The sequence below is a fragment of the Acidovorax sp. 99 genome, from assembly GCF_003096455.1.
In the GTDB taxonomy this organism is placed as follows: Bacteria; Pseudomonadota; Gammaproteobacteria; order Burkholderiales; family Burkholderiaceae_C; genus Acidovorax; species Acidovorax delafieldii.
On record NZ_QEKU01000001.1, the window covers coordinates 446,792 to 468,940 of the forward strand.

22 protein-coding genes are annotated in these 22,149 nt (G+C 65.9%); 5 read left to right on the forward strand and 17 right to left on the reverse strand.

Annotated features, from left to right (window positions below):
• Nucleotides 1–126 precede the first annotated feature (126 nt).
• The 3 genes from C8C95_RS02175 to C8C95_RS23630 all read left to right on the forward strand — a co-directional run bounded on the left by C8C95_RS02175 (nt 127) and on the right by C8C95_RS23630 (nt 1,666).
• Nucleotides 127–1,008: a LysR family transcriptional regulator gene (locus C8C95_RS02175; RefSeq protein WP_116747482.1), complete on the forward strand. Its 882-nt coding sequence runs from the start codon at nt 127–129 to the stop codon at nt 1,006–1,008.
• A 113-nt stretch (nt 1,009–1,121) separates the two neighbouring features.
• Complete coding sequence (locus C8C95_RS02180; protein WP_116747483.1) at nt 1,122–1,358, forward strand: DUF2805 domain-containing protein; 237 nt, start codon at nt 1,122–1,124, stop codon at nt 1,356–1,358.
• 140 nt (nt 1,359–1,498) lie between these two features.
• Nucleotides 1,499–1,666, forward strand: a complete 168-nt coding sequence (locus C8C95_RS23630; RefSeq protein WP_165836504.1) for a hypothetical protein — start codon at nt 1,499–1,501, stop codon at nt 1,664–1,666.
• 43 nt (nt 1,667–1,709) lie between these two features.
• Here the strand turns inward: C8C95_RS23630 and C8C95_RS02185 are convergent, their stop codons facing one another.
• The 8 genes from C8C95_RS02185 to C8C95_RS02220 all read right to left on the reverse strand — a co-directional run bounded on the left by C8C95_RS02185 (nt 1,710) and on the right by C8C95_RS02220 (nt 9,915).
• On the reverse strand, nt 1,710–2,735 hold the full coding sequence (locus C8C95_RS02185; RefSeq protein WP_116747484.1) for a phosphotransferase: 1,026 nt from the start codon (nt 2,733–2,735) through the stop codon (nt 1,710–1,712).
• 133 nt (nt 2,736–2,868) lie between these two features.
• Nucleotides 2,869–3,606, reverse strand: coding sequence for an SDR family NAD(P)-dependent oxidoreductase (locus C8C95_RS02190; RefSeq protein WP_116747485.1), 738 nt, complete (start codon nt 3,604–3,606; stop codon nt 2,869–2,871).
• Between the two features lie 47 nt (nt 3,607–3,653).
• The gene (locus C8C95_RS02195; protein WP_116747486.1) at nt 3,654–5,216 is read right to left on the reverse strand and encodes a cryptochrome/photolyase family protein; all 1,563 of its coding nucleotides are present in this window, start codon (nt 5,214–5,216) and stop codon (nt 3,654–3,656) included.
• A complete protein-coding gene (locus C8C95_RS02200) occupies nt 5,213–6,529 on the reverse strand; it encodes a DASH family cryptochrome (protein WP_116747487.1) in 1,317 nt (438 codons plus the stop codon). Before C8C95_RS02200 ends, C8C95_RS02195 begins: the two co-directional genes overlap by 4 nt.
• Nucleotides 6,526–6,699 carry a DUF2256 domain-containing protein gene (locus C8C95_RS24045; RefSeq protein ID WP_116747488.1) on the reverse strand — a complete coding sequence of 58 codons (174 nt, stop codon included), beginning with the start codon at nt 6,697–6,699 and terminating at the stop codon, nt 6,526–6,528. Before C8C95_RS24045 ends, C8C95_RS02200 begins: the two co-directional genes overlap by 4 nt.
• Before the next feature lie 3 nt (nt 6,700–6,702).
• Complete coding sequence (locus C8C95_RS02210) at nt 6,703–8,274, reverse strand: FAD-binding domain-containing protein (protein WP_116747489.1); 1,572 nt, start codon at nt 8,272–8,274, stop codon at nt 6,703–6,705.
• Between the two features lie 43 nt (nt 8,275–8,317).
• Nucleotides 8,318–9,352 (reverse strand): NAD(P)-binding protein, encoded by a 1,035-nt coding sequence (locus C8C95_RS02215; protein WP_116747490.1) that lies wholly within the window; start codon nt 9,350–9,352, stop codon nt 8,318–8,320.
• Nucleotides 9,349–9,915: a lipocalin family protein gene (locus tag C8C95_RS02220; protein WP_116747491.1), complete on the reverse strand. Its 567-nt coding sequence runs from the start codon at nt 9,913–9,915 to the stop codon at nt 9,349–9,351. Before C8C95_RS02220 ends, C8C95_RS02215 begins: the two co-directional genes overlap by 4 nt.
• Nucleotides 9,916–10,031: 116 nt before the next feature.
• Here C8C95_RS02220 and C8C95_RS02225 point away from each other — a divergent pair, with 116 nt between their 5' ends.
• Nucleotides 10,032–10,274, forward strand: coding sequence for a glutaredoxin (locus C8C95_RS02225; protein WP_116747492.1), 243 nt, complete (start codon nt 10,032–10,034; stop codon nt 10,272–10,274).
• Between the two features lie 237 nt (nt 10,275–10,511).
• Nucleotides 10,512–10,763, forward strand: coding sequence for a DUF2789 family protein (locus C8C95_RS02230; protein ID WP_015014942.1), 252 nt, complete (start codon nt 10,512–10,514; stop codon nt 10,761–10,763).
• 39 nt (nt 10,764–10,802) lie between these two features.
• Here C8C95_RS02230 and C8C95_RS02235 read toward each other — a convergent pair whose 3' ends face one another.
• The 9 genes from C8C95_RS02235 to C8C95_RS02275 form a co-directional block, all read right to left on the reverse strand.
• Nucleotides 10,803–11,678: an alpha/beta hydrolase gene (locus tag C8C95_RS02235; RefSeq protein WP_116747493.1), complete on the reverse strand. Its 876-nt coding sequence runs from the start codon at nt 11,676–11,678 to the stop codon at nt 10,803–10,805.
• Nucleotides 11,679–11,726: 48 nt separating this feature from the next.
• Entirely contained in the window at nt 11,727–12,893 is a 1,167-nt protein-coding gene (locus C8C95_RS02240) for an ABC transporter substrate-binding protein (protein ID WP_116747494.1), read from the reverse strand.
• Nucleotides 12,894–12,991: 98 nt separating this feature from the next.
• Complete coding sequence (locus C8C95_RS02245) at nt 12,992–15,148, reverse strand: D-(-)-3-hydroxybutyrate oligomer hydrolase (RefSeq protein ID WP_116747495.1); 2,157 nt, start codon at nt 15,146–15,148, stop codon at nt 12,992–12,994.
• A gap of 93 nt (nt 15,149–15,241) precedes the next feature.
• Nucleotides 15,242–16,315: a branched-chain amino acid ABC transporter permease gene (locus C8C95_RS02250; protein WP_015014946.1), complete on the reverse strand. Its 1,074-nt coding sequence runs from the start codon at nt 16,313–16,315 to the stop codon at nt 15,242–15,244.
• A gap of 16 nt (nt 16,316–16,331) precedes the next feature.
• On the reverse strand, nt 16,332–17,318 hold the full coding sequence (locus C8C95_RS02255) for a branched-chain amino acid ABC transporter permease (RefSeq protein WP_056640195.1): 987 nt from the start codon (nt 17,316–17,318) through the stop codon (nt 16,332–16,334).
• Between the two features lie 115 nt (nt 17,319–17,433).
• The gene (locus C8C95_RS02260) at nt 17,434–18,171 is read right to left on the reverse strand and encodes an ABC transporter ATP-binding protein (protein WP_060986967.1); all 738 of its coding nucleotides are present in this window, start codon (nt 18,169–18,171) and stop codon (nt 17,434–17,436) included.
• Nucleotides 18,168–18,950 carry an ABC transporter ATP-binding protein gene (locus tag C8C95_RS02265; protein ID WP_116747496.1) on the reverse strand — a complete coding sequence of 261 codons (783 nt, stop codon included), beginning with the start codon at nt 18,948–18,950 and terminating at the stop codon, nt 18,168–18,170. Before C8C95_RS02265 ends, C8C95_RS02260 begins: the two co-directional genes overlap by 4 nt.
• Nucleotides 18,951–19,196: 246 nt before the next feature.
• Nucleotides 19,197–20,678 carry a PHB depolymerase family esterase gene (locus C8C95_RS02270; RefSeq protein WP_116747497.1) on the reverse strand — a complete coding sequence of 494 codons (1,482 nt, stop codon included), beginning with the start codon at nt 20,676–20,678 and terminating at the stop codon, nt 19,197–19,199.
• A gap of 163 nt (nt 20,679–20,841) precedes the next feature.
• Entirely contained in the window at nt 20,842–22,035 is a 1,194-nt protein-coding gene (locus tag C8C95_RS02275; protein WP_116747498.1) for a substrate-binding domain-containing protein, read from the reverse strand.
• Between the last annotated feature and the right edge of the window lie 114 nt (nt 22,036–22,149).

The following is a 22,149-nucleotide window of genomic DNA, read 5'->3' on the forward strand; positions in this document are numbered from 1 at the left end:
GTGTGCAGACCGGGTGAAGTGCTGAAGCAGCGAAGTACAGAGGTGCAATGAGCAACACACAGATGCTATCCATGCATTGAAGCGCAGGAAACTGCGATAAATTGCAGTGAAGATATACGTTTACGCATGGATAACCTCGACTGGAACCAACTGAAGGCGTTCTTGCAAACGGCGCAGACCGGCTCGCTGTCGGCCGCCGCACGCAAGCTGGGCCTGACCCAGCCCACCCTGAGCCGGCAGGTGGCCGCCATTGAGCAGCAGATGGGCGTGACCCTGTTTGAGCGCGTGGGCAAAGCCATGGTGCTCACGCCCACCGGCTTGGATCTGCTGGAACATGCCCGCGCCATGGGCACTGCGGCAGAGGCCCTGGGCCTGGCTGCCAGCGGGCGGTCGCAAGCAGTGGGGGGCGTGGTGTCGGTGTCGGCCACCGACGTAGTGGCGACGCACTTGCTGCCGCCCATCCTGCAACGCCTGCGAGCGCAGGCGCCCGGCATTGCCGTGGAAGTGATCTCGTCCAACGCGCTGAGCGACCTGCAACGCCGCGAGGCCGACATTGCCATCCGCCACGTGCAGCCCGAGCAGCCCGAACTGATCGCCCGCCTGGTGCGCGAGGCCCGGGCGTGCTTTTACGCATCGGAGAGCTGGGTGCAGACCCACGGCCACCCGCGCAGCGCGGAGGACGCGGTGAATGCGGAGTTTGTGGGTTCAGACCGCGCTGGCCGGTACCTTGCCTACCTGCGTCACTACGGCTTGAACCTGAGCGAAGACAACTTCACCTGCTACGCAGACCACACCGTGACCCACTGGGCGCTGGTGCGCCAGGGCATGGGCATCGGCGCCATGATGGACGAGATCGCCCGCGAAACGCCGGGCATCGTCCGCGTGCTGGACGATGTGGCGCCGGTGCGCTTTCCCGTCTGGCTGGTGTCGCACCGCGAGCTGCGCACATCACGGCGGATTCGGGTGGTGTTTGAGGCGCTGGCCGAGGGGCTGGCGGTAGACCGCTGAACGCCCGCACCGACGCCTGTGGAGGGCGAGCATGGCAACGGAGAAAGGGCCACCGCAGCGCAAGGTGAAGGCGGGCGCACTACCCTCGCAACAACGCCAGCACCCTGATGAACATGACGACACCGCACGCCGTGAACCCGCCACACGCCTCACTTGACGCTGCTACCGTGGGCGAGATCATCCAGATGGCGCTGAGCGACCACGTGAGCTTTGCGCAGATCCGCGCCGCCCACGGCCTGCACCACGATGAAGTCAAGGCACTGATGCGCACCCACCTGGCGCCGGGCAGCTACAGGGCGTGGCGCAAGCGGGTGAGAAAGTTTGGGGAGCGGCGGGAGAACTACAAGTAGGTGATGAGCAAGCGCCGCTCGCCACGTTTTCAGCACGTGTTCAGCACCCGTTCAGCCTGGCACCGGCAACATGGCGGCAAGGGTCAAGGCGGCATGTGACCCCCGACCCTTCTCCACCTATTGCCGCAGCAGGAAACACCATGAACACCGACCTCAAGAACTTTGTGCTCCCCATCGCCCGGGCCGTATCCGCCACGCTGTTTTTTGTGTTGAGCGTGGCCTTTGTCTCAGTGCCTTACAGCCTGGAGCAGGACCCCAGCGATGCGCAGCAGCTGACGCACCCCACAGCCCCGCGTCATATGACCTGAGCCTGGGTGCCTGCGCAACCCACAGGGGCCTGAACAAGCCCCATCAATCGGGCAAATCCAGCCGGGCCCAGGCGGCCATCACCTCCGGCTGCTTCTTGATCCAGTCGGCCGACATCATGTTGGCACCCCAGTGGTGGATGCGCGCCACGCCCTCCCCCATGTTCCACAGGTGCCGCAACTGCACAAAGAGCGGCAAGGCGGCGAGGTCGGCATCGGTGACGTGGCCGCCGCCTGCGCTGTAGCCAGCCAGGTACTGCTGCCAACGATGGAGCAAGGCTTCGTCAGGCTCCATGGGGGCTTTGCGCGGCAGGTTCGACCACAGCCACACACACAGGTCATAGGCCAGGAACCCCGGCCCGGCGTCGTCAAAGTCGAAGAAGGCGGCCCGGCGCACTCCCTCGGCATCGGTGTACACATGGTTGTTGAACCCATGCGTGTCGCCGTGGCACATCACGCGGGTCAAGGTGTCTTCAACATCCGCCAACTGGCCCAGCAGGCGATGGGTCAGTTCACGGTAGACATCCAGAACGGATGGGGCCAGCTCGGGATGGGCGGCAAGGTAGTCCAGCGTGCGGCCTGCCAGATGGTGGCCGTCCAGCACGTACAGGCTTACGGGGCCGGTGTAGCTTTGCGCGGCGCTGTGAATCTGGGCCAGCGTGGCGCCGGTCAGGTGCAGGTCTTCGGGGGTATCGGGCACTGCGCCATCGCAGTGACGGAAGAGGACCAGCACTCGAGGGCCCTCCGGGAACGACAGGGTCACGCTGGTCGTGCCGTTCGCAGCCAACACCGGAGAGGCCACACCCACGCCCTGCGCTTCCAGATGCGCCAGCAGTGCGACCTCAAAATCCACATTGAACGGACCGCGCGGTCGGATGGCGCAGAGCCTTGCCACGTAACGGCTGCCGCCCGCTGTTCGCACAGCGTAGTTGTCATTGAGGTTGCGGCGGATCAGGTAGCACTGCTGCACGGACAGGCCGTAGTGGCGCTCTACCCACTGCGCCACAGACGCGGCTGCGGCCGTGGTGTGGGAGGCAACCAGTGTTGTGTCGGGCGATGGGGTTGAATGCATGCGGCATTCTGCATGCAGCAATACGGCGGTCGCGCACGGACAGTGGCACATGGCGTGCCTTTGAGCAAAAGGCCTACCAGCGCTTACTGCTGGTACGCAAGCAGTATCAAAACCATAGCACCGCGCGGCACGCTTACCAGGGGAGTGGCGCGCCACTGTAGGCGTAGAAGCTGCCCGTCTCCTCGGGCGCGATCCCATCCAGCACCCGCAGCATGTCGCCCGCCGCATCCGCCGCCGGGCGGCCTATTTCTGCGCCATTGAAAGGGGCCGACAACGCTGAGTTGACGGTGCCTGGGTGCAGCGCCACCAGCACGGCCTGCGGGTGGGTGCGGGCCACTTCGATGGACGCCGTTTTGACCAGCATGTTGAGCGCGGCCTTGCTGGCGCGGTAGCTGTACCAGCCGCCCAGGCGGTTGTCGCCAATGCTGCCCACCTTGGCCGAGAGCACGGCCAGCAAGCCGCGCCCCTGCTTGGGTAACAGCGGTGCAAAGTGGGCCAGCACCAGCGCGGGGCCGAAGGTGTTGGTGCGGAAGGTGGCTTCCATCTGCGCGTAGTTCAACTGGCCCAGGCGCCTTTCAGGCATGCCATGGGGGCCGTGCAGCATGCCAGCGGCGTGGATGATGCAGTGCCACGGCCCCTGGGCCTTGAGCTGGTGGGCGGCGGCGGCGATGGTAGCTTCGTCGTCCAAATCGACCGCCAGATGGGTGTGGCGGCCCAGTCCCACGGCCAAGGCGCAGCGCGGATCGGCCTGCAGGTGGGCGAGGAAGGCACTGCCGATGGCGCCGGTGGAGCCGATGACCAGGGCGCGGTAGCCATCAGGCAGCGACTGCAAAGAAGTGAACGGCGTTGCGGTGGGTTGTGCTTGAGACATGGCGCGGTCCTGCGGTGAGGGTGTCGTGGGGTGGTTCGGCAAGCGGGCTACAGCGCATCCAGCCGCGTGCGCAGGCTGGTCGCATGCTCACGCAACGCATCCAGCTGCGGGCCCTGCATCTTTTGCAACTGGCGGAACACCATGCCCAAGCGGAAGTTGTTGCCCAGCGTGCCCTCGTTGCGCGCGAAGAAGTCCCAATACAGCGCGTTGTATGGGCACGCCCGCTCACCCACCTTTTGCTTTTTGTCGTAGTGGCAGCCGCTGCAGTAGTCGCTCATGCGGTCGATGTAGGCGGCGCTACTCACATAGGGTTTGGTGGCCAGCAGGCCGCCGTCGGCAAACTGGCTCATGCCCACGGTGTTGGGCACTTCCACCCATTCAAAGGCATCGATATACACGCCCAGGTACCAGCGGTGCACGGCAGCGGGGTCGAGCCCCGCCAGCAGCGCAAAGTTGCCGATGACCATGAGGCGCTGGATGTGGTGGGCATACGCCTGCTCCAGCGACTGGCCCACGGCGTGCTGCATGCAGCGCATGCGGGTGTTGGCCGTCCAGAACCACTCCGGCAGCGGCGTGCTGTGGCCCAGGGCGTTGCGCTCGTCGTAGCCGGGCATGTGGGCCCAGTAGATGCCGCGGACATATTCGCGCCAGCCGAGGATCTGGCGGACAAAGCCCTCCACCGCAGGCAGGGGCGCGGCGCCTGCGTGGTAGGCGGCAGCGGCGCGTTGCACCACCTCTTGCGGGCGCAGCATTTTGGTGTTGAGGGCAAAGGACAGCAGGGAGTGAAAGAGCCTGCTGCTCTTTGTGCTCATGGCGTCTTCATACGCGCCAAAGTGCGGCAGCGTGGTGGTGATGAAGTACTCCAGCCACGCCATTGCCTCGGCCCTGTTGAGGGGCCAGCGCAGTGCATGGGCCTGCGGGTTGCCAAAGCTTTGCACGCCTGCGGCCTGGATGGTGGCCCACAGGGCGCTGTGGTCGTGCGTGGGGCGCGCGTCGGGCGGCAGCGCGGGTGTGCCGGGCCAGGGCTTGCGGTTGTCGTGGTCGTAGTTCCACTGCCCACCTTCGGGCTCACCCGCTGCGTCGATCAGTACGCTATGGCGCTGGCGCATGCGGCGGTAGAAGTGCTCCATGAGCCACTGTTTGCGGCCTTGGAACACCTCGGCCATTTCGGTGCGGGTGGTGTAGAAGTGCTCGCTGCTGACGGCCTGCACGGCAAAGGCTTGCTCTGCACCCCAGGTGCGCAGTTGCTCGTCCAGCCGCCATTCGTCGGGGTGCTGGTATTGCAGCGTGTGCGCACCGTAGTGGGCCATGAGGGCGGCCAGGTTGTCGGGCATCGACTGGCGGTTGCTGGCGTCGTCAATCGCCACGTAGCGCACGCGGTGCCCGGCCTCGCGCAGGTGGCGGGTCAGGTCGCGCATGGCGGCAAAAATGGCGAGGATTTTTTGCGCGTGGTGCAGCACGTAGTCGGTCTCTTGCCGCACTTCCATCAGCACGTAGACCACGCCGTCGTCCAGCGTGGCAAACCATGAATGCTCGGGGTTGAGCTGGTCGCCCAGCAGCAGACGCAGGGTGTGGGTGCGCTGTAGGGTGGAGGGTTGTGGCGTGGTCATGCCGTGCCCCACATGCGGCGGTAGCTGCCGTCGGCGTCGTGGTCTTGCGCCTGCTTGATGGGGTTGAAGCGCCGCCCCCCGCGCGGGTCGGTGCCGCGCCCGGCGATGTAGAGCCAGTTGGCCTGGTTGCTGTACACGTCGTAGTCCACCAATTGCGATTCAAACCACGCCGCGCCCGCGCGCCAGTCACCCCGCAGGTCGTAGATGAGGTAGCTGGCCACCACCTGGCGCAGGCGGTTGCTGAGGTAGCCTGTGGCAGCCAGCTCGCGCATGGCGGCATCGACAAGGGGCTGGCCCGTATCGCCCCGGCACCAGCGATCAAAACCGCGCGGGTTGTGCGGGGCGGGCGGCAGTTCTGACAGGCCGCGCGCCCGGTACAGCGCTGCACCGTATTGCAGGTGCAGCAGCCGGAAGTAATCGCGCCACAGCAGCTCAAACCACAACCAGTAGGTGCCGTCATTGGCGCCGTGGTCGCGCTCGAAATTTTTCAGATCGGCATCAATCTGGCGCGGAGACAGCGCGCCCGTAGCCAACCAGGGCGAGAACTTGCTGGAGTAATCCAGCCCCGTGAGCCCGTTGCGCGTGGCCTTGTAGCTGTGGGGCAGCTTGCGGGCCAGGTACTGCGCCAGGTGGGCCAGTGCGGCGGCCTCGCTGCCATCACAGGCAGGCGTGCCGTAGGGGAAGGAAGAGCGGGCATCGCTGCCCTGCGGCGGCGCGGGTTGCAGGATGGCTGCGGTGCCCTGCTCTGCCCCCACGGCCTGCAGCACGTGCGCGGGCACATCGGGTGGCGGGAGCAATTTGGTCGGTAGCGGCAATGGTGCGGCGGGGGTAATGCCCGCGCGCTCTACCTTCTGGCGAAAGCTGGTGAACACACCGGGCAACTGGTCCACGGGCCACGGCATGCGCGCCGGGGGCAGCAAGCTGCTGTGCCACACAGCGCGCACCTGCAGACCTGCTGCGCGCAGTGCGGCCACCTCGGCCTGTTCGTAGGGGGCGGCAATGTCTTCACACACCACGGTGGTGGCACCCACGGCCTGGGCCAGTTGCAGCAAGGCGGTGGCAGGCGGGGCCTGGCAGATGAGCAGTGGGTTGCCCAGTGTGCTCATCTGCCCTTGCAGCCCGCGCAGTGCGGCGGCGGTGAAGGCCCGGCGGTGCGCCCCCACGCGGGCAAAGCCCCAGGGTGTGGATTCATCAGGCGCAGGCAAGCACACCACGGGTAGCAGGTGGGTGGCACCGCTGGTGAGGGCTGAACGCAGCGCGGGTTGGTCGTGCAGGCGCAGGTCGTTACGAAACCAGAACAGCACGGTGCTCATGCAGCGCCCTCCCCTGAGGCCTTGTCGGTGCGTTTGCGTTCGCTGCGGCAGCGGTCGGAGCAGTACTTCACCTCGTCCCATACCTTCTCCCACTTCTTGCGCCAGGTGAAGGGTAGGCCGCAGTGTTGGCAGGTCTTTTGCGGCAGGTCGGTTTTTTTGCGCATGCGCATGGTTCAAAAGTCCAGGGTTTGCTGCTGGGGATGCTGGGCGGCGTTGCGTGCGCGATCCCGGGCGCGCGCCTGGGGGCTGCCGCCATCGCGAAACTGGCGGGAGCCGTGCTTTTCCACAATCGCAGCCTGGGCGGCGCGCACGGCTGGCTGGGCGCACAGGCCGTGCACGCGGGCCTTGGCGGTGCGGGTGGCGGTGTCCAACTCCACTAGCGGCACGGCAATGTCGTGGCCTACACGGACGCCGCAGCGGGCCTGCACATCGGGCGGCATGCGCCAGGGCTCCAGGAGCCAGGCATCGGGCACGCGGCGCAAGGCGGGCAGCCACTGGCGCACAAAGTGGCCGTGGGGGTCGTGGTCTTGCGCCTGCTTGATGGGGTTGTAGACGCGGGTGGTGTTGATGCCCGTGGTGCCCGCCTGCATTTGCATCTGACTCCAGTGGATGCCGGGCTCGTAGTCCAGAAACTGGCGGGCCAGCCATTCGCCCACGGGCCGCCAGTGCAGCCACAGCGGGTACGAGGCCACCGACACCAGCATGGCGCGCATGCGGAAGTTGATCCATCCCGTCTCGCGCAGCATGGCCACGCAGGCATCGACCATGGGCCAGCCGGTGCGCCCAGCCACCAGGGCCTCGAAGTGAGCGGGGTTCCATTCCGCTTCGCGCAGGCCGTTGTAGCCCCAGTGCAGGTTGTGGTGCTCCAGCGCGGGTTCGGATTCGAGCTTCTGAATGAAATGGCAGTGCCAGTGCAGGCGGCTCATGAAGGCGGTGAGCCCCTTGCGCTGCCATGCGGCTCCAGGCTCGGTGCTGGATTTGAGTTGCTGCTGGCGGCGCTGGGTGGCCTGCACTACCTCGCGCATGCCCAAGCAGCCCAGGGCCAGGTAGGGCGAGAGGCGCGAGCAGGCACTGGGCGAGGTGAGCGGCGATGAGATGCCGCCCCGATAGCCCTGGCTGCGCTCTGCCAAAAATTCTTGCAGCACGCGCAGACCTTCCTTTCGGCCGCCGCGCTGGCGCTGGGGTGGGTCGTGCGCAGCCAAGCCCAGCGCGGCCCCGCTGGGCCAGGGCTGTGAGGGCCACGGCAGCGTGCGGCTTTGCAGTGCACCTGCTGCGGGGGCGAGCACCACGGGCGAATGCATGAAGGTTTGCCAGTGCTGTTGCCAGTCATTGCGCGAGCGCAGGCGGCGCACCACGCCGTGCTGGGGCCATTCGCGCCAGGCCACGCCCTGCGTGCGGCACCAGCGCCCCACGGCCACGTCTCGTGCGTAGGTGTGGGCGTTGCCCGTTTCTTCGTGTGCCACCACTGTGTGGAAGGGGGCCAGCGCGTGCAGGCGGGCCAGCACGTCCACCACCTCGCCCACGGCCACTTGCAGCGTGGCACCCCGCCGGTGCAGGGCTTGGGCCAGGTCGTGCAGGCCTTCTTGCACAAAGTGGTAGTGCTGCAGGGCCGCATCGGGCTGCGCCCACAGGCTGGGCTCAATCACATACAGACACAGCACCGGGCCACTGGCGGCAGCGTGGTGCAGCGGCGCGTGGTCATGCACGCGCAAGTCGCGTTTGAACCAGACGACGGTGTAGCTCATGCCCTGCTTTGCCCTGCGCCGCTCTGGCCCCGTCAGCCCGCGATCAGCCCGCCACGGCGCGGGCCAGCGACTGGCCGCTGAGCCATGCGCCCTCGACCTTGCCGCCGCTGATCCAGTCGCCGCACATGCCCAGCTGCGCGTCAGCATCCCGCCAGTAGCCCAGCGTGAGGGCGGGCTCGGTGTCGGCATAGCGCCAGCGGTGGGCCGTGGCTTGCACCTGCGTAGGTGCGGGGCCGCCCAGTGCCTGGAAGGCGGCGAGCAAGGTGGCGGTCACGCTGTCGGCAGCGTCTTCAATATGGGCATCGCTCCACTCGGGGCTGGCGTGCAACAACCATGTCTCCGTGCCCGCGGGGGCTGTGCGGCCGGGCTTGCTGCTGTCGCGCGCCACCCAGCGCAGCGGGCCGGTGTTGATGAAGGCACCGTCCCACAGCAAGGTCAAGGGTGCGGGGCAACGCACCATCACGGCCCAGCTGCCGCGCATGCGTGCGCTAGAAGCCACCGCAGCGCCTGTGGGGGCTACGGGGTGCAGCAAGGGCACAGCTTGCGGGGCGGGCACGGCCAGCAGCACGGCGCTAAAGCGCTGCGGGTGCAGGCCATGCTCGGCCGAGGTAATGGCCCAGCCATCGGCATGGCGCTCCAGCTTTTGTACGGTGGTTTGCCACTGCGCCAGCGCTCTATCGCCCGCCTGCTGCAGGCTTTGCACCAGCCAGCCCGCGGGCGATGTCATGCGGGGGGTGCCCACAAAGCGCTCCAGCGGGGTGGCGGGCGTGGTCCACGCTGTGCCGTCAAAGCTGGCCATGCGTGCGTCCCACAGAGCGGCGACACCAGCCTGCCGCCAGCGGGCGACTTCAGCGCGGAACTGCGGATCGCGTGCGGTGAAGTACTGCGCGCCGTGGTCGCACTGCCAAGGACCTGCCTCGTCTTCAGCGCGGCGCGTGCTCATGCGGCCCGAGGGGCCCCGGCTCTTGTCGAACACATGCACGGCGTGCCCTGCCTGCAGCAGGGCCTGTGCGCAAGACAGGCCCGCCAGGCCTGCACCGATGACAGCGATAGGGAGTGTTTTGTTGGATGCGCTCATGGCTGCGGATCGGTGCGGTCGTGGGTCACCCAGATGAGGGCCTGCGTATCAATGCCCAGTGCCTGGGCGCGGGCGATGAGCTGCTCGCGCACACCGGGGGCCAGTTGCTTGGTGCGCGACAGAATCCAGCAGTAACTGCGGTCTGGCCCCACCACCAGCGCCCATTGGTAGTCGGCATCGAGCGCGGCCACGTGGTAGCCGCCGTAGAACGGGCCAAAGAACGAGACCTTGAGCGACGCCGTGTTGGTATCGCCGGTGAACTTGGCCTTGCCTTCGGCCTGCCGCCAGTCGTTCTTGCCAACGTCAAAACCCCGGTTCAACACACGCACGCTGCCGTCGCTCTGGCGCTGGTACGTAGCGCTCACGTCGGTCATGCCACGTTCAAAAGAGTGGTCGAGCCGGGCCACCTCGTACCAGCGGCCCTCGTACCGCGCCAGGTCAAATGGCGTGACGGGGGTGATGCCGGAGGGCGGAGTGCTGGAGGAGCAACCGACCAACGCGAGCACCAGAGCTGTGGACAGCAGCAGCACAGAACGGCGCACCCAAGGGAATAGCAAGGACATAAATTACCAATCAGTCACAAAACAAACCGAATGGTAAACCACTCCACCCACGTCAGGGTGCGGGCCTGTGAGTTGCCGTGCCGAGGCACCCGCCCCACGCCCCGTAAACTCGCACCATGACCCTTCAAATCACCGTGTATTCCAAGTCTGCCTGCCCGCAGTGCGAGTCGGCCAAGATGCTCCTCAAATCCCGTTCGCTGCCCTACGAAGAAATCAAGATCGATGACGATGCCGAGCGCCTGGCGTTTTATGCCAAGTGCGGCCCCTCGGTGCGGCAGATGCCGCAGATTTTCATCAACGACCAGCGTGTGGGCGGGCTGGCTGGCCTGCAAGCTGCGCTGACACAACTGGGCCTCTGACGGCCCGGGCAAACCACCGGCAGCGCTGCAACTTGGCGACAGCTTACGCTGGCGCTGGCCGTGGGTCAGCGCCCCCCAATCGGTCTCATGCCTCAGGCGGCATAGAGACAGCCCAACAACTCCGAGACCGTCCTACATTCCGCCGGGCCGGCCCATGCTGCAATAGCGCTCGGGCCACGGAGGCGGGCGATAGCCGCCGCGTGATCGATCTTCACCCCACACACCAAGGATGCACCCATGGAAACCGGTATTCACACCATGTCCGACCTGTTTGACCAACTGGGACTGCCGTCCGACGAGGCGTCGATGACCACGTTCATCGCAACGCACCGCACGACGGCTGTCAACTTCACGCTGCCGGACGTGGCGGTGTGGTCGCCCGCCCAGGCCAAGTTCTTGCGCGAAGCGATTGCGGCGGATGCCGACTGGGCCATCCCTGCCGAGCAGCTGAGCCAGGCCTTGGGCTGCGGGCCCGGCGTGCCACGCTGACGGCCTCAGCGCGGCCGGGTCTGCGGACGGGCAAACGGGCTATTGCCCGCCTCGCGCACTGGCCAGAAACCCGTCCACCAGCGCGTAGTGCTCGGGCACATTGAGCGCCGGGGCATGGCCGCAGCCGGCCACCTCCACCACCTGCGCCTGGCCGCGTGATCCCGGGCCCCGGGTCAACATTTCGGCCGCGACGTCTGGCAACACCAGATCGGACTCGGCCCCGCGCAGGCACAACACGGGAATGTCGAGCGCGTCGTAGTGATCCCAGATCAGGTAGTCGTTGGTGTGGTGGGTGAACTGCTGCACCATGGCGGGGTCGTAATGCGGCGTGACACGGCCGTCTGGCAGGCGGCGGGTGCTGCTCTCGGTGAGCAGGCGCCACTGCTCATCGCTGAGCCAGCCGTACGGCTTGTATACCTGCCGAAAGAACGCCTCCAGTTCCTTCACCGTATCGAATGCAGGCGGATGGCCTGCATAGGCCTTGATGCGCTCCAGCGCGGCGTCGGCCAGGCGCGGGGCGTTGTCGTTGAGCAGCAGACTCTGGATGCGGCCCTTAAGCTGCGGCTCGAGCAATCCCGATGCGCACACCGTACCGATGGCCCCGCCCATCGATGTGCCCACCCAGTGCGCTGTCTCGATGCCCAGCTGGTCAAACAGGTCGGCCGCGATGCGCGCGTAGAACGACAGGCGGTACTCGTCTTGCGGGGCGCGCGCCCACTGGCTCAGGCCCCGGCCCAGGGTGTCGGGGCAGATCACGCGGTAGCGCGGTGCCAGGTGCGCGGCCAGCTCGTCCATGTCGCGCCCGGTGCGCGCAAGACCATGCCATGCAATCACCACGGGCGCGTCACGCGCACCCCACTCCATGTAGTGGATTTCATAGCCAGCACAGGTGGCGTAGCGCGAGGTGGGGGACATGATGGCGACCTTGTGGAACAGAGAAGAAAAAAGTGAAGCGTCGGCGGCTCACTTCATGAGGCGGCCGTTGCTGCCGATGACGGTAACCTCGACATAGCGCGAGCCGATGCGGTTGGTGGGCGAATAGCCCAGCGTGATGCCGCCGAGGTCATAGCTTTGCAGTGACTCCAGCGCCTTCACGACCTTGGCGCGTGTGGGCGCCGGCCCGGCGCGGCGCAGGGCCTCGACCAGCACCTTGGCACCTAGGAACTGCTCGAAGCTGGTGTAGTTGACCTCGGCGTCGGGCGCGTACTTTTTCAGCAGCGTCTGGTACTCGCGCACCACGGGCAGCTGCGGCCTGTAGGGGTAGGGCACCACTTGGCTGATGCCCAGGCCGTGCGCGTTCTTGAGGCCCGCGAGCTTGACCAGCTCCGTCGGGTCCACCACCGAGATGTTGTACAGCTGCGCGCCGCCGCCCTGCTCGCGGTAACGCTGGATGAAGGCCGCCGCGGGCTTGTTCACCGCAATCATGATGACCGCGTGCACATCGGCGGCCTTGATGGCCTTGACGGCGTCGTCCACCTTGTCTGTATTGCGCTCGTAGCCCGCAGACACCACGAGCTTGAGGCCACGCTTGGCCAGCGCAGCCTCCACCCCCGCGAGGCCTGCCTTGCCAAAGCCGTCGTCCTGGTACATCACGGCCACACGATTCATGCCCAGCGTGGTGAGCTGCTGCACCATGTGCTCCGTTTCGTCGGCATAACCGGCACGCACATGAAAGATCCACGGGTTGAACGGGTTGCGCAGCGACTCGCCCCCCGTGTACGGCGCCACCAGTGCGGCGCCGCCCTGCTCCAGCACGCCATCGGCCAGCAGCTGGGTGATGTTGGCCGTGCCCGCGAAGCCGTACAGGGCCACCACTTCGGGCTTGGCCAGCAGCTCGCGGGTGCGGGTCACCGTGTCTGCGACCTTGTAGCCATCGTCGGCCACCGCCTGGCGAATGCTGGCGCCGTGCACGCCGCCTTGTGCGTTGACCCAGTCAAAGTAAATCTTGCCGCCCAGCACCATCTGCGCGCCGGTGCTGGCCAGCACGCCCGACAGCGGGGCCACCTGCCCCACCACCACCTCGGCGGCCCGCGCGGGGGCCACCGCCCCGACGGCCAGTGCCAACGCCATCGGTCCACCCCACCGCAGGGTGGCCGACATGCGGCGTACCCAACTCTTCACAGTGTTCATTGCTTCCGTCCTTGTGATGACTGCGCCTGGAATGGCCCGGGGCATGCACCTGCAGTGCACGGGTCCCGGGCTTCCACAGAGGTCGTTCAGCGTCCTGGTCAGTCAGGGATGGAGATGGCGCCCGCCGTGATGGCAATGGCGTTGGCGGCAGCGGGCGTGGTGACCAGCGGCGGCACGTTGGCGGCGGTGATGGCCGGGGCGCTGCCCGGTGTGCCGCCACGTGGCACCGTGCGCACCACCTGGCTGGCGGGCAATGCCTTGCCGCTGGCGAGGTGGTCGTACACGGCGTCGAGTGCGTGGTTCAGGTACACGTGCAGCGGCACATAGCGGCTGTCATAACCCGGCAGCACGGTGGGCAGGCCGATGAAGCTGTCGAAGTGCTGGGCGTTGGCCACTTCCACATAGCTGAGTTTGCTGGCAACGCCTTCTACCTTCTTGTTCAACGCGGCGTAGGGGCGCGAGGTGTGGCTGACGGGCAGCAACGCATCCGCACGGCCATGCACGATGACGGCAGGCTTGCCACGCAGGTTGCCGTTGCGGCGGGTTTCGTCTACACCGGCCTGCAGCTTCTTGGCGGCGGCATCGTTGCCGGTGACAAGGTTGCGCAGGCACAGCGCACCGCTCAGGTTCCAGTCGGCCACACCCGCGTCCGACACCGACAGGAAGTCGCGTGCCGGGCCCAGCTTGCCCAGGTTGTTGACCAGGTTGATGCCGCCCGATGGGGGCACACCATTGCCCGTGGCAAACATGCCAGCGAGCGCTGCGGGGGCCAGTGTTGTCACCGCGCCTGTAGCCGCCGTGGCCGCGTAGCTGAAGCCGCACAGGTGGTCCTTGACGCTGGCGCGCGACAGGCTGTTGGCGAAGGTGACGGCGACCGCCGGAGCGACTTCAAAAGCAGCCAGCGACGCATGCAAGTCGTTGGACTCCGGCTCCCAGCCGTAGGCGCGCAGCTTTTGCAAAGCCTCCTCGGCCTGCGTGGCCGTGGTGGAGGCCGTGAGCAGGCCTGCCGCCTTGAGCGAAGCGCAGCGATTGGGCGCAATCGGCAGGGCCGCACTGCCAAAGCCGGCGGCAAAAGCGGCGGCATAAGGGCTGGTGCTGACCGACGGCGCCAGCGATGCGCAGGCCTGGTACAGGTTGGCGTAGGTCGTGAAGTCCACCAGCGTCTTGCCGGTGACGGCCACCTCAGCACTGCCACGGCGCACGGTGACACCGGAGTTGGCAGGCATCTCGATGGCAGGCTCGGACACGGCCACGCCGCTGATGAGGCCCTGCGTGTCCAGCTCGGCCGCAGCAATCGCTGAACCGCCACCGTTGGAGATGCTGGATGCGATGACGATGGTGTTGGCCGGGGTCAGCGTCTTGATGCGCTGGCCCGCTGCATCGGTGGCGCCATAACGCTGGTTGAGCACGTAGTAGCCAAACTCCACGGCCTGCAAGGTGGTGGTGCCCCAATCCTTTTCAGAGTTCTGGCCCGAGTGCGCGTGCTTGAATGCAAAGCGGTTGGGCGTAGCGGTGTTGAAGGCGGCCAGCTCGGTAGCCGTGAGGCCCGCGTTGAAGGCTGCCGCCTTACCCGCTGCCGTGGCCGTGGTGCGCGTGCCGTCCATCAGCGGTACGGTGTCGTTTTGCAGGTCGTGCGGTGCACCACCCGTGCCCTTGTCAGAGTACGCCACGGCGCAGCCCTTCTTCAGGCCCCACTCGCCCGTGGAGATGCCGCCGTACACACCGCGCGAGCCCGATGCCGTGGCGGTGATCATGCAGGGCTTCTTGGGGTCGAAGCTGGCAGGCACCTGCACCATGAGGGTGACATTCTTGCGGCCTGTGCCGTCATCGGCAAACGCGATGTACTCAGTGCCCGCCACCTTGCCTTCGCCGGTAGTGACCTTGCCCTGCGCGTCCACATTGGGGCCATACAGCGTGCCGTAGCCACCGGCCGCCGTCATGTCGAGCATGGCGCGGTAGTTGGTGTGGATGGCCGTGCGGCGCAACTCGGCTGCGGTGGGCTTGAGCGGGTCGGCATAGGCCGGTGGCACGGCCGCCGCCAGCCCCGTGGCGCCCAGGCCAGCCGTCAGCAGGTCGTTGCTGGTGCCGTCGTACGTGATCTCGCTGATGGTGCCCAGGTATGTGGGCTTGGTGTTGAGTGCGGCGCTGTCGCCATCACTGCCGCCGCAGGCAGTCAACACCGCAGCGGCCAGCACTGCGGGAACGAACGGACGAGAAAAGGGACGAAAACGCGGGTTCTTCATGCTCATCTTCATGTGCTTGTCTCCTGGAGTTTTTTCTTTGCGTCTTTGTTGCACAGCTCACCCACACACCCAGGCCACGCCAGTCACCCGGCGCGGCCGGGCCACTCACCCCACCTTGCGCGCAGCTGCCGCGCGCAGGCGCCCCACCACACCGGTGGGGAAGTAGTAAACGGACAGAACGAACAGCACGCCCAGCCACAGCAGCCAGCGGTCGGGCGACAGCAGCGCAGACAGCCAGGGCAGGCCTGAGGCGGCCTCGCTGCCCAGGCGCAGCAGATCCTGCAGGTAGCTTTGCGCCACCAGGAAGAGAACGGCGCCAATGGCCGAGCCGTAGATCGTGCCCATGCCGCCGATCACCACGATGAGCAGGCAGTCCATCATGATTTCGAAGCTCAGGGACGTATCCGGCCCGTTGTAGCGCAGCCAGAGCGCCAGCATGGCACCCGCCATGGTGGCAAACAGTGCCGACAGCACGCTGGACGTGGTGCGGTACACCACCACGCGGTAGCCAATGGCCTCGGCGCGGAACTCGTTCTCGCGGATGGCCTGCAGCACGCGGCCGAAGGGCGAATTGACGATGCGCAGCAGCGCCAGCACCAGCGCCACGGCCGTGACGAAGAGCAGGTAATAGCAGATCAGCCGCCCATCAATGCTTACGCCCAGGAAGGGGTCGTCAAACGGCTCGAAGCTGGGCGACAGGAACTCGGGCACCTTGAAGGTCAGGCCGTCTTCGCCGCCAGTGATGTCCGACAGCTGTGAGGCCAGCGTCTGGAACGCAGCAGCCACGGCCAGCGTGATCATGGCAAAGAAGATGGCCCGCACACGCAGCGAGAACAGCCCCACCGCCAGCGACAGCAGCAGCGAGAGCACGAGCGCCCCGGCCAGCCCCACCAGCAGCGCCGACCAAGTGGGCCCCATGCGGGTGGTGGCCACGGCAATGCCGTAGGCCCCGATGCCAAAGAACATGGTGTGCGCAAAGCTCACGATGCCGGTGTAGCCCAAGAGCAGATCGAAGCTGGCGACCAGCACCACAAAGATCAGTACCTTGGCCGCCACGGACAGCGCCTTGACGCCAGGGAAGAGGAACGGCGCGAACGCCAGGCCAACAAAGATGGCCACCAGAATCACCGCCAGCACCTTGCTGCGCGGATAGTCGCCGGAGAGAAGTCGGTTCAGCATGTCAGTCGGCTCCTCATCAGCGGTTGGCCACGGGATAGACGCCCTGCGGACGCCACAAGAGAATGGCCACCATCAACGCGATGTTGGAGAACAGCGCCACCTTGGGCACCAGGAAGCCGGTGTAGTTGGCCATCAGCCCCACCAGCAGCGCGCCGATGAGCGCGCCACCCGTGCTGCCCAGGCCGCCGATGATGATCACGATGAAGATCAGCACGTTGACCTGTGCGCCCATCTGGGGCACCACGTTCTGCTGGTACAGACCCCACATCACGCCGCCCAGACCCGCCAGGGCCGAGCCCACCACGAACACGCCCACAAACAGGCGGCGGATGCGATAGCCCAGGCTTTCGACCATCTCGCGGTCCTGCACGCCAGCGCGGATGAGCAGGCCGACCTTGGTGCGCGACAGCGTCCAGGCCAGCACACCAAACACCAGCAGGCCCACGGCCACCGCCACCAGGCGGTATTTTTCAATCGCGGCATCGCCCACCAGCAGCGAGCCGCGCATGCCCTCAGGCAGCGGCAGCGGGATCTGCGCAGGCCCCCAGATGACCTTGATGAGTTCTTCACCAATGATCATGCCGCCCATGGTGATGAGAATCTGCTTCAGGTGCTGGCCGTACACGGGGCGCACGATGAAGCGCTCGAACGCCAGGCCCACGGCCCCCGCCACCGCCATGGCCACCACCATGGCGGGCAGCACGGCCATCAGGTTGCGCCACAGCTCGGCGCTCTGGGTGTAGTCGCCCATGGCGCCCAGCACGCTAGTGGCCACAAAGGCGCCGAGTGCAATGAACACGCCATGGCCGAAGTTCAGCACGTCCATCAGGCCAAACACCAGCGTGAGGCCCGAGGCGATGATGAAGATGATCATGCCCATGGCCAGCCCCGCCACCGTGAGCGTGAGCCAGGTGCTGGGCGAGCCGATGAAGGGCAACACCAGCAGCGCCAGCGCCGGCACCAGCGCCAGGGGCTTCCAGTCGAAATCGCGGGTGATGCTCATACCCGACCTCCAGCAGCTACTGCCGCACCACGCACATCAGCTACATATTTAATAGCTGCCAAGGCAATAGATACCTGCGCTACCGTCCGAAAACACCTGAAATTGCTCATAAGACTCATAGCGCCAACCCCAGCAGCGAGCGCTGCAGTTCTTCGTCTTGCGCCAGTGCGGCCATGCTGCCCGCATGCACCACCTGGCCGTTGTCCATCACGGCCACGGTGTCACCCAGCCGCTTGGCAAAGTTGATGTTCTGCTCGACGAGCAGGATGGTCACGCCGCTCTTCTTGAGCTGGTCGAACGCATCGATCATGTTGTTGATGATGGCGGGCGCGAGACCCTTGCTGGGCTCATCGACGATGAGCAGGTCGCGCGGCTCGACGATGGCGCGGCTCACGGCCACCATCTGCTTTTGACCACCGCTGAGCTTGCCGGCGGGGTGGTTCCAGAACTTCTCCACCGCCGGGAAGAGCTTGAAGATCCACTGCAGCCGCGCCTCGTCCATCTGCGCGGCGTTGCGCGCGCTGCGGGCGGCCAGCAGCATGTTTTCCTTCACCGTGAGGTCGGCAAAGATGCCCATGTTCTCGGGCACATAGGCGATGTTCATGCCCGCAATGGCGGGGGTGTTCATCGCCGTGATGTCTTTGCCGCCAAAGTGGATGGAGCCCTTCGACGCATGCCACAGGCCCATGATGGTGCGCAGCGTGGTCGTCTTGCCCGCGCCGTTGCGGCCCAGTAGCATGGTGAGCTGCCCCTTGGGCACGGCCAGATCCACACCGTGCAGGATGTGGTACGCGCCGATGTGGGTGTGCACGCCCTTGAGTTCGAGCAGGTTGGTCGTTGGCGTCGTGCTCATGCGGCCTCCTTCTCTGCGTCCTTGGAGACGCCCAGGTAGGCCTCTTGCACCATGGGCGATGCGATCACCTCGGCCGGCGGGCCGTCGGCCACCAGCGTGCCGTTGGTCAGCACGATGATGCGGTCGGCCAGCTCGCGCACCACGTCCATCTTGTGCTCCACCAGCAGGATGATCTTGGTCTTGTCCTTCTTCAGCTCGCGGATCAGGTTCAGGATCACGGGCGCTTCGTCATGGCTCATGCCGGCCGTGGGCTCGTCGAACATGTAGACCTGCGGCTCCAGCGCCATCAGCAGTGCCACTTCGAGCTTTCGCTGGTCGCCGTGCGGCAGGCTGGCCACGGGCGTATCGGCCCGGTCGGTCATGGCCACGGCCTGCAGAATCACGCGGGCGCGCTGGGTCAGCGCGTTGTGGTCGCTCCAGATGCTCCACAGGTTCATGCCCCGGCGGTGCTTGCCTTCTTGTGTGGCCTGCACGGCCAGGCGCACGTTCTCCAGCACGCTGAGGTTGGGGAACAGGTTGGTGAGCTGGAACGCCCGGCCCAGGCCCGCGTGCGTGCGTGCCGAAACGGACTGGCCTGTGAGGTCCTGCCCGCCCAGCATCACGCTGCCGCTGGTGGCCTTGAGTTGCCCCGAAATCAGGTTGAAGTAGGTGGTCTTGCCCGCACCGTTGGGGCCCACGATGGCGGTCAGCGTGCCGGGCTCGAAAGAGCAGGTCACGCCGTTGACCGCCACATGGCCGCCGAAGCGGATGGTCAAGTCCTTGGTGGCCAAGGTGCTCATGGGTGGGGGTTCACTTTCACGGTCTGAGTCATTTCATTCAAAGAGCCCTGCAACCCTGCCCTGCGGCGGGGTGCCAAGACCTTCCCTGGGTTTCCATCGTCAACAGTCTCCGCAACTGGCGCGGTCGCAGCCTGCGACCGCCGCGCAAGGGCCGCCCCGCCGCGCTGGCGGTGTCCCCTTTCCCGAATGGCGCAGCCATTCGGGAAAGGGGGAAGACGCGAAGCGGCTCAGGGGGTTGTACATATTTCAGCAGGTTCCGATCACGTAGTAGTTGGTGCTGGTCTGCTTCAGGGTGTTGGTGACGAACACGTTCCACAGGCCCATGTTCTGGTTGGAGCCCAGCGCATAGGTGTAGCCCCCGGCGGCATACGCGCGCCCGGCCAGGGTGTGTGCATAGTTGCTGGCCGTGGTGCAGGTGGCCGTGCCGCCGCCCGATGCGGCCAGCGTGGTGCCCGATGCAGCGGCCGATGTGGCGCCTTCGGCCCCGTTGGCATCGGCAGCGCGCACCGTCCAGCTGTAGGTGGTGGAGGCAGCCAGGCCGGTGTCGGTATAGCTGGTGGCGGTCACAGGCAGCGCGTTGACCTTGTTGGCGTTGCGGTACACGTTGTAGCTGGCCGCGCCCGTGACGGCGGCCCAGCCGATGGCCATGCTGCTGGTCGTGGCGCCCGAGGTGCTCACGCCCGTGGGGGCTGGCAGGGCTACAGGGTCGGGGGGCGTGGTGCCACTCGTGCCGCTGGAGACGCGGTCCACCATGGCCTTGATGGCCGCCATTTGCGGGCCGGACTTCTTGGAGTAGTTGGCGCTGTCATAGCCCCACCAGTCCCAGCAGCTGTTGGTGGCTGCGGTGCTGGTCTGCGGGTACAGCATCACGATGTTGTTGGTGTCGGCCCAGCGGTTGTAGCCAGTGTTGCGCACGTACTGCTGCTGCACATCGCTGATGTTCTGCTTGCAGCCATGCAGCACCACGTGCAGCTTGCAGGTGGCCGTGCCGCCCGCCTGGCAGGCCTGGGGCACATAGGCCCAGCCCGTGGTGGCCATGCCGTGGTTGGTGATGAATTCGCTCTGGTTGAACTCGATGTAATTGCCGGTGGGCAAGGTGGCGTTGTTGCGGGCGTTCAGCGTGCCGTACAGGTGCTGCAGCATGGCGCCGGCCAGGTCGAAGTTGCAGTCGCTGATGTAGGGCGCGCCCTTGGTGGAGCAGGCGTTTCCGTAGTCGTCCGTCACCATCGCGTGTTCGGCCGCAATGTCCTTCTTGTAGACCACGTTGGCGGCGGGCACGAAGCTGTTGTAGTAGGTGCGCAGCGCGTCCATCACCCCGGTCTTGACCACGCTGTCGAGCGTGCCCGAGAACAGGTAGACCTTGGAGTTCTGCAGATTGGCCACGGGGTCGATGACTCCCTGACTGGCCCAGGTGTTGGTGGTGCTGACCAGCGTGCTGGTGGGAATGCCTGCAGGACTGGCCATGCAGCGCCCGGTGGCGTTGACGATGGACCCTTCGGCGCAATAGAACGGGCCGCCCGCCACAACGCCCGCGCCCTTGCCAAACGTGGCCGAGTACGCCACGTGCAGTTGCACGGCCATGAAGCCGCCCGAGGACAGGCCCGACACCGTGGTCTGTGTCTTGTCGATCTTGAGTGCTGGCAGGTTGACGGCAGCGTGAACACTGCCCACCCCACACAGTGCCATCGCAGCCCCTGCCGCAGCCGCCCGGATGAAATTGAAAGCCATGTTGTCTTGTCTCCAAATAATTTTTGAGAAAAACCGACCCAGCCCCCGTGTACACCCGGGGGTTCATGCATCAATTCACTGGAAAAAAAGGGGCGGCCGCCCCCGCGAGGATGGATCCCCGCTGGGCTGAACAATCGTCAGCCAGCGGGGCCACGCAAACCGTTTATCGCTTGTTGCGAATCGGAACTTGCATCTCTTCAGGCTTGATCTCGCGCACCAACTCGGGCACACCCCAGGCAAAGGCCGGGTCCACCTTGATCTTGAAGTGGTACATGCTCTGCATGGCCTGGTGGTCTTCCTTGCGGAAGGTCATCTTGCCCTTGGGCGTCTCGAAGCTCATGCCTTCCATGGTCTTGATGAGCTTGTTGGTGTTGGTGTCGCCGTTCGTGGCCTTGAGGGCCGTGACCAGCGCCATGGCGGAGCTGAAGCCCCCGGCCGTGAAGAAGTCTGGCGGGGTCTTGAACTCCTTGTAGTGCGCGGCCACCATGGCTTCGTTCACGGGGTTCTTGGGGATGCCGAAGTAGTAGTACGTGGCGCCTTCCATGCCGGGGAAGTTCTTGTACGCAGCCATGGCGGGCAGGATGTTGCCGCCGGTGGCGATCTCGATGCCATAGCGCTTGAGGTCCATGTCAGCGATCTTGAACGGGTTGCCCGCGCCAGCCCAGATGATGAAGATGACCTTGCGGCCGGGCACGTCCTTGAGCTTGTCGATCAGGCGCTGGGCACCGGCGGTGAAGTCGGTGGTGGTGGTGGGCAGGTATTCCTCGTGCACCAGCTTGGCGTTCTTCAGTGCGTCCTTGAAGGCCTTCACACCGTCACGGCCAAAGGCGTAGTCCTGCGCCAGCGTGGCTACCGTGACGCCGGCCTTGTCGATGGCAACGGCGTTGGAGATGGCGTCCTGGCTGCTGTTGCGGCCAGTGCGGAAAATGTACTTGTTCCACTTGTCGCCGGTGATGGCGTCGGCCACGGCGGGCTCGACCAGCAGGATCTTCTTGTATTCCTCAGCCACCGGCAGCAGGGCCAGGGCCACGCCGCTGGAGGTGGGGCCGACGGCGATGTCGGCCTTGTCGTCCGAGTAGGCGGAGGCCAGCAGGCTCTTGCCCAGGTCGGGCTTGCCCTGGTCGTCCTTCTCGATCACGACGAGCTTCTTGCCATTGACGGTCATGCTGCCGCCGGTGGCGTAGTTGAGGCCCATCATCAGGCCGGTCTGGGTCTGCTTGCCGTAGGCTTCCAGCGGGCCCGTCTTGCTGTAGATGTGGGCAATGCGGATTTCACCGGTCTGCGCGAACGCGGGGGCAGAAAGTGTGGCGGCGGTAACGGCTGCGGAAGCGAGGGCGACCAGAGTGCGACGTTGCATGGCGATGTCTCCTGTTGTGATGCTTCTTTATTGCACAGTCTGTGCCAGCATCCAAGTGCTTGATTTCAAAGATACTTTTACTGACACCCTGGCGACACTGACTAATTTCAATAC

Coding starts and splice junctions, on each gene's coding strand:
- C8C95_RS02175 (WP_116747482.1), top strand. CDS start 127: ATGGATAACCTCGACTGGAACCAACTGAAGGCGTTCTTGCAAACGGCG.
- C8C95_RS02180 (WP_116747483.1), top strand. CDS start 1,122: ATGACGACACCGCACGCCGTGAACCCGCCACACGCCTCACTTGACGCT.
- C8C95_RS23630 (WP_165836504.1), top strand. CDS start 1,499: ATGAACACCGACCTCAAGAACTTTGTGCTCCCCATCGCCCGGGCCGTA.
- C8C95_RS02185 (WP_116747484.1), bottom strand. CDS start 2,735: ATGCATTCAACCCCATCGCCCGACACAACACTGGTTGCCTCCCACACC.
- C8C95_RS02190 (WP_116747485.1), bottom strand. CDS start 3,606: ATGTCTCAAGCACAACCCACCGCAACGCCGTTCACTTCTTTGCAGTCG.
- C8C95_RS02195 (WP_116747486.1), bottom strand. CDS start 5,216: ATGACCACGCCACAACCCTCCACCCTACAGCGCACCCACACCCTGCGT.
- C8C95_RS02200 (WP_116747487.1), bottom strand. CDS start 6,529: ATGAGCACCGTGCTGTTCTGGTTTCGTAACGACCTGCGCCTGCACGAC.
- C8C95_RS24045 (WP_116747488.1), bottom strand. CDS start 6,699: ATGCGCATGCGCAAAAAAACCGACCTGCCGCAAAAGACCTGCCAACAC.
- C8C95_RS02210 (WP_116747489.1), bottom strand. CDS start 8,274: ATGAGCTACACCGTCGTCTGGTTCAAACGCGACTTGCGCGTGCATGAC.
- C8C95_RS02215 (WP_116747490.1), bottom strand. CDS start 9,352: ATGAGCGCATCCAACAAAACACTCCCTATCGCTGTCATCGGTGCAGGC.
- C8C95_RS02220 (WP_116747491.1), bottom strand. CDS start 9,915: ATGTCCTTGCTATTCCCTTGGGTGCGCCGTTCTGTGCTGCTGCTGTCC.
- C8C95_RS02225 (WP_116747492.1), top strand. CDS start 10,032: ATGACCCTTCAAATCACCGTGTATTCCAAGTCTGCCTGCCCGCAGTGC.
- C8C95_RS02230 (WP_015014942.1), top strand. CDS start 10,512: ATGGAAACCGGTATTCACACCATGTCCGACCTGTTTGACCAACTGGGA.
- C8C95_RS02235 (WP_116747493.1), bottom strand. CDS start 11,678: ATGTCCCCCACCTCGCGCTACGCCACCTGTGCTGGCTATGAAATCCAC.
- C8C95_RS02240 (WP_116747494.1), bottom strand. CDS start 12,893: ATGAACACTGTGAAGAGTTGGGTACGCCGCATGTCGGCCACCCTGCGG.
- C8C95_RS02245 (WP_116747495.1), bottom strand. CDS start 15,148: ATGAAGATGAGCATGAAGAACCCGCGTTTTCGTCCCTTTTCTCGTCCG.
- C8C95_RS02250 (WP_015014946.1), bottom strand. CDS start 16,315: ATGCTGAACCGACTTCTCTCCGGCGACTATCCGCGCAGCAAGGTGCTG.
- C8C95_RS02255 (WP_056640195.1), bottom strand. CDS start 17,318: ATGAGCATCACCCGCGATTTCGACTGGAAGCCCCTGGCGCTGGTGCCG.
- C8C95_RS02260 (WP_060986967.1), bottom strand. CDS start 18,171: ATGAGCACGACGCCAACGACCAACCTGCTCGAACTCAAGGGCGTGCAC.
- C8C95_RS02265 (WP_116747496.1), bottom strand. CDS start 18,950: ATGAGCACCTTGGCCACCAAGGACTTGACCATCCGCTTCGGCGGCCAT.
- C8C95_RS02270 (WP_116747497.1), bottom strand. CDS start 20,678: ATGGCTTTCAATTTCATCCGGGCGGCTGCGGCAGGGGCTGCGATGGCA.
- C8C95_RS02275 (WP_116747498.1), bottom strand. CDS start 22,035: ATGCAACGTCGCACTCTGGTCGCCCTCGCTTCCGCAGCCGTTACCGCC.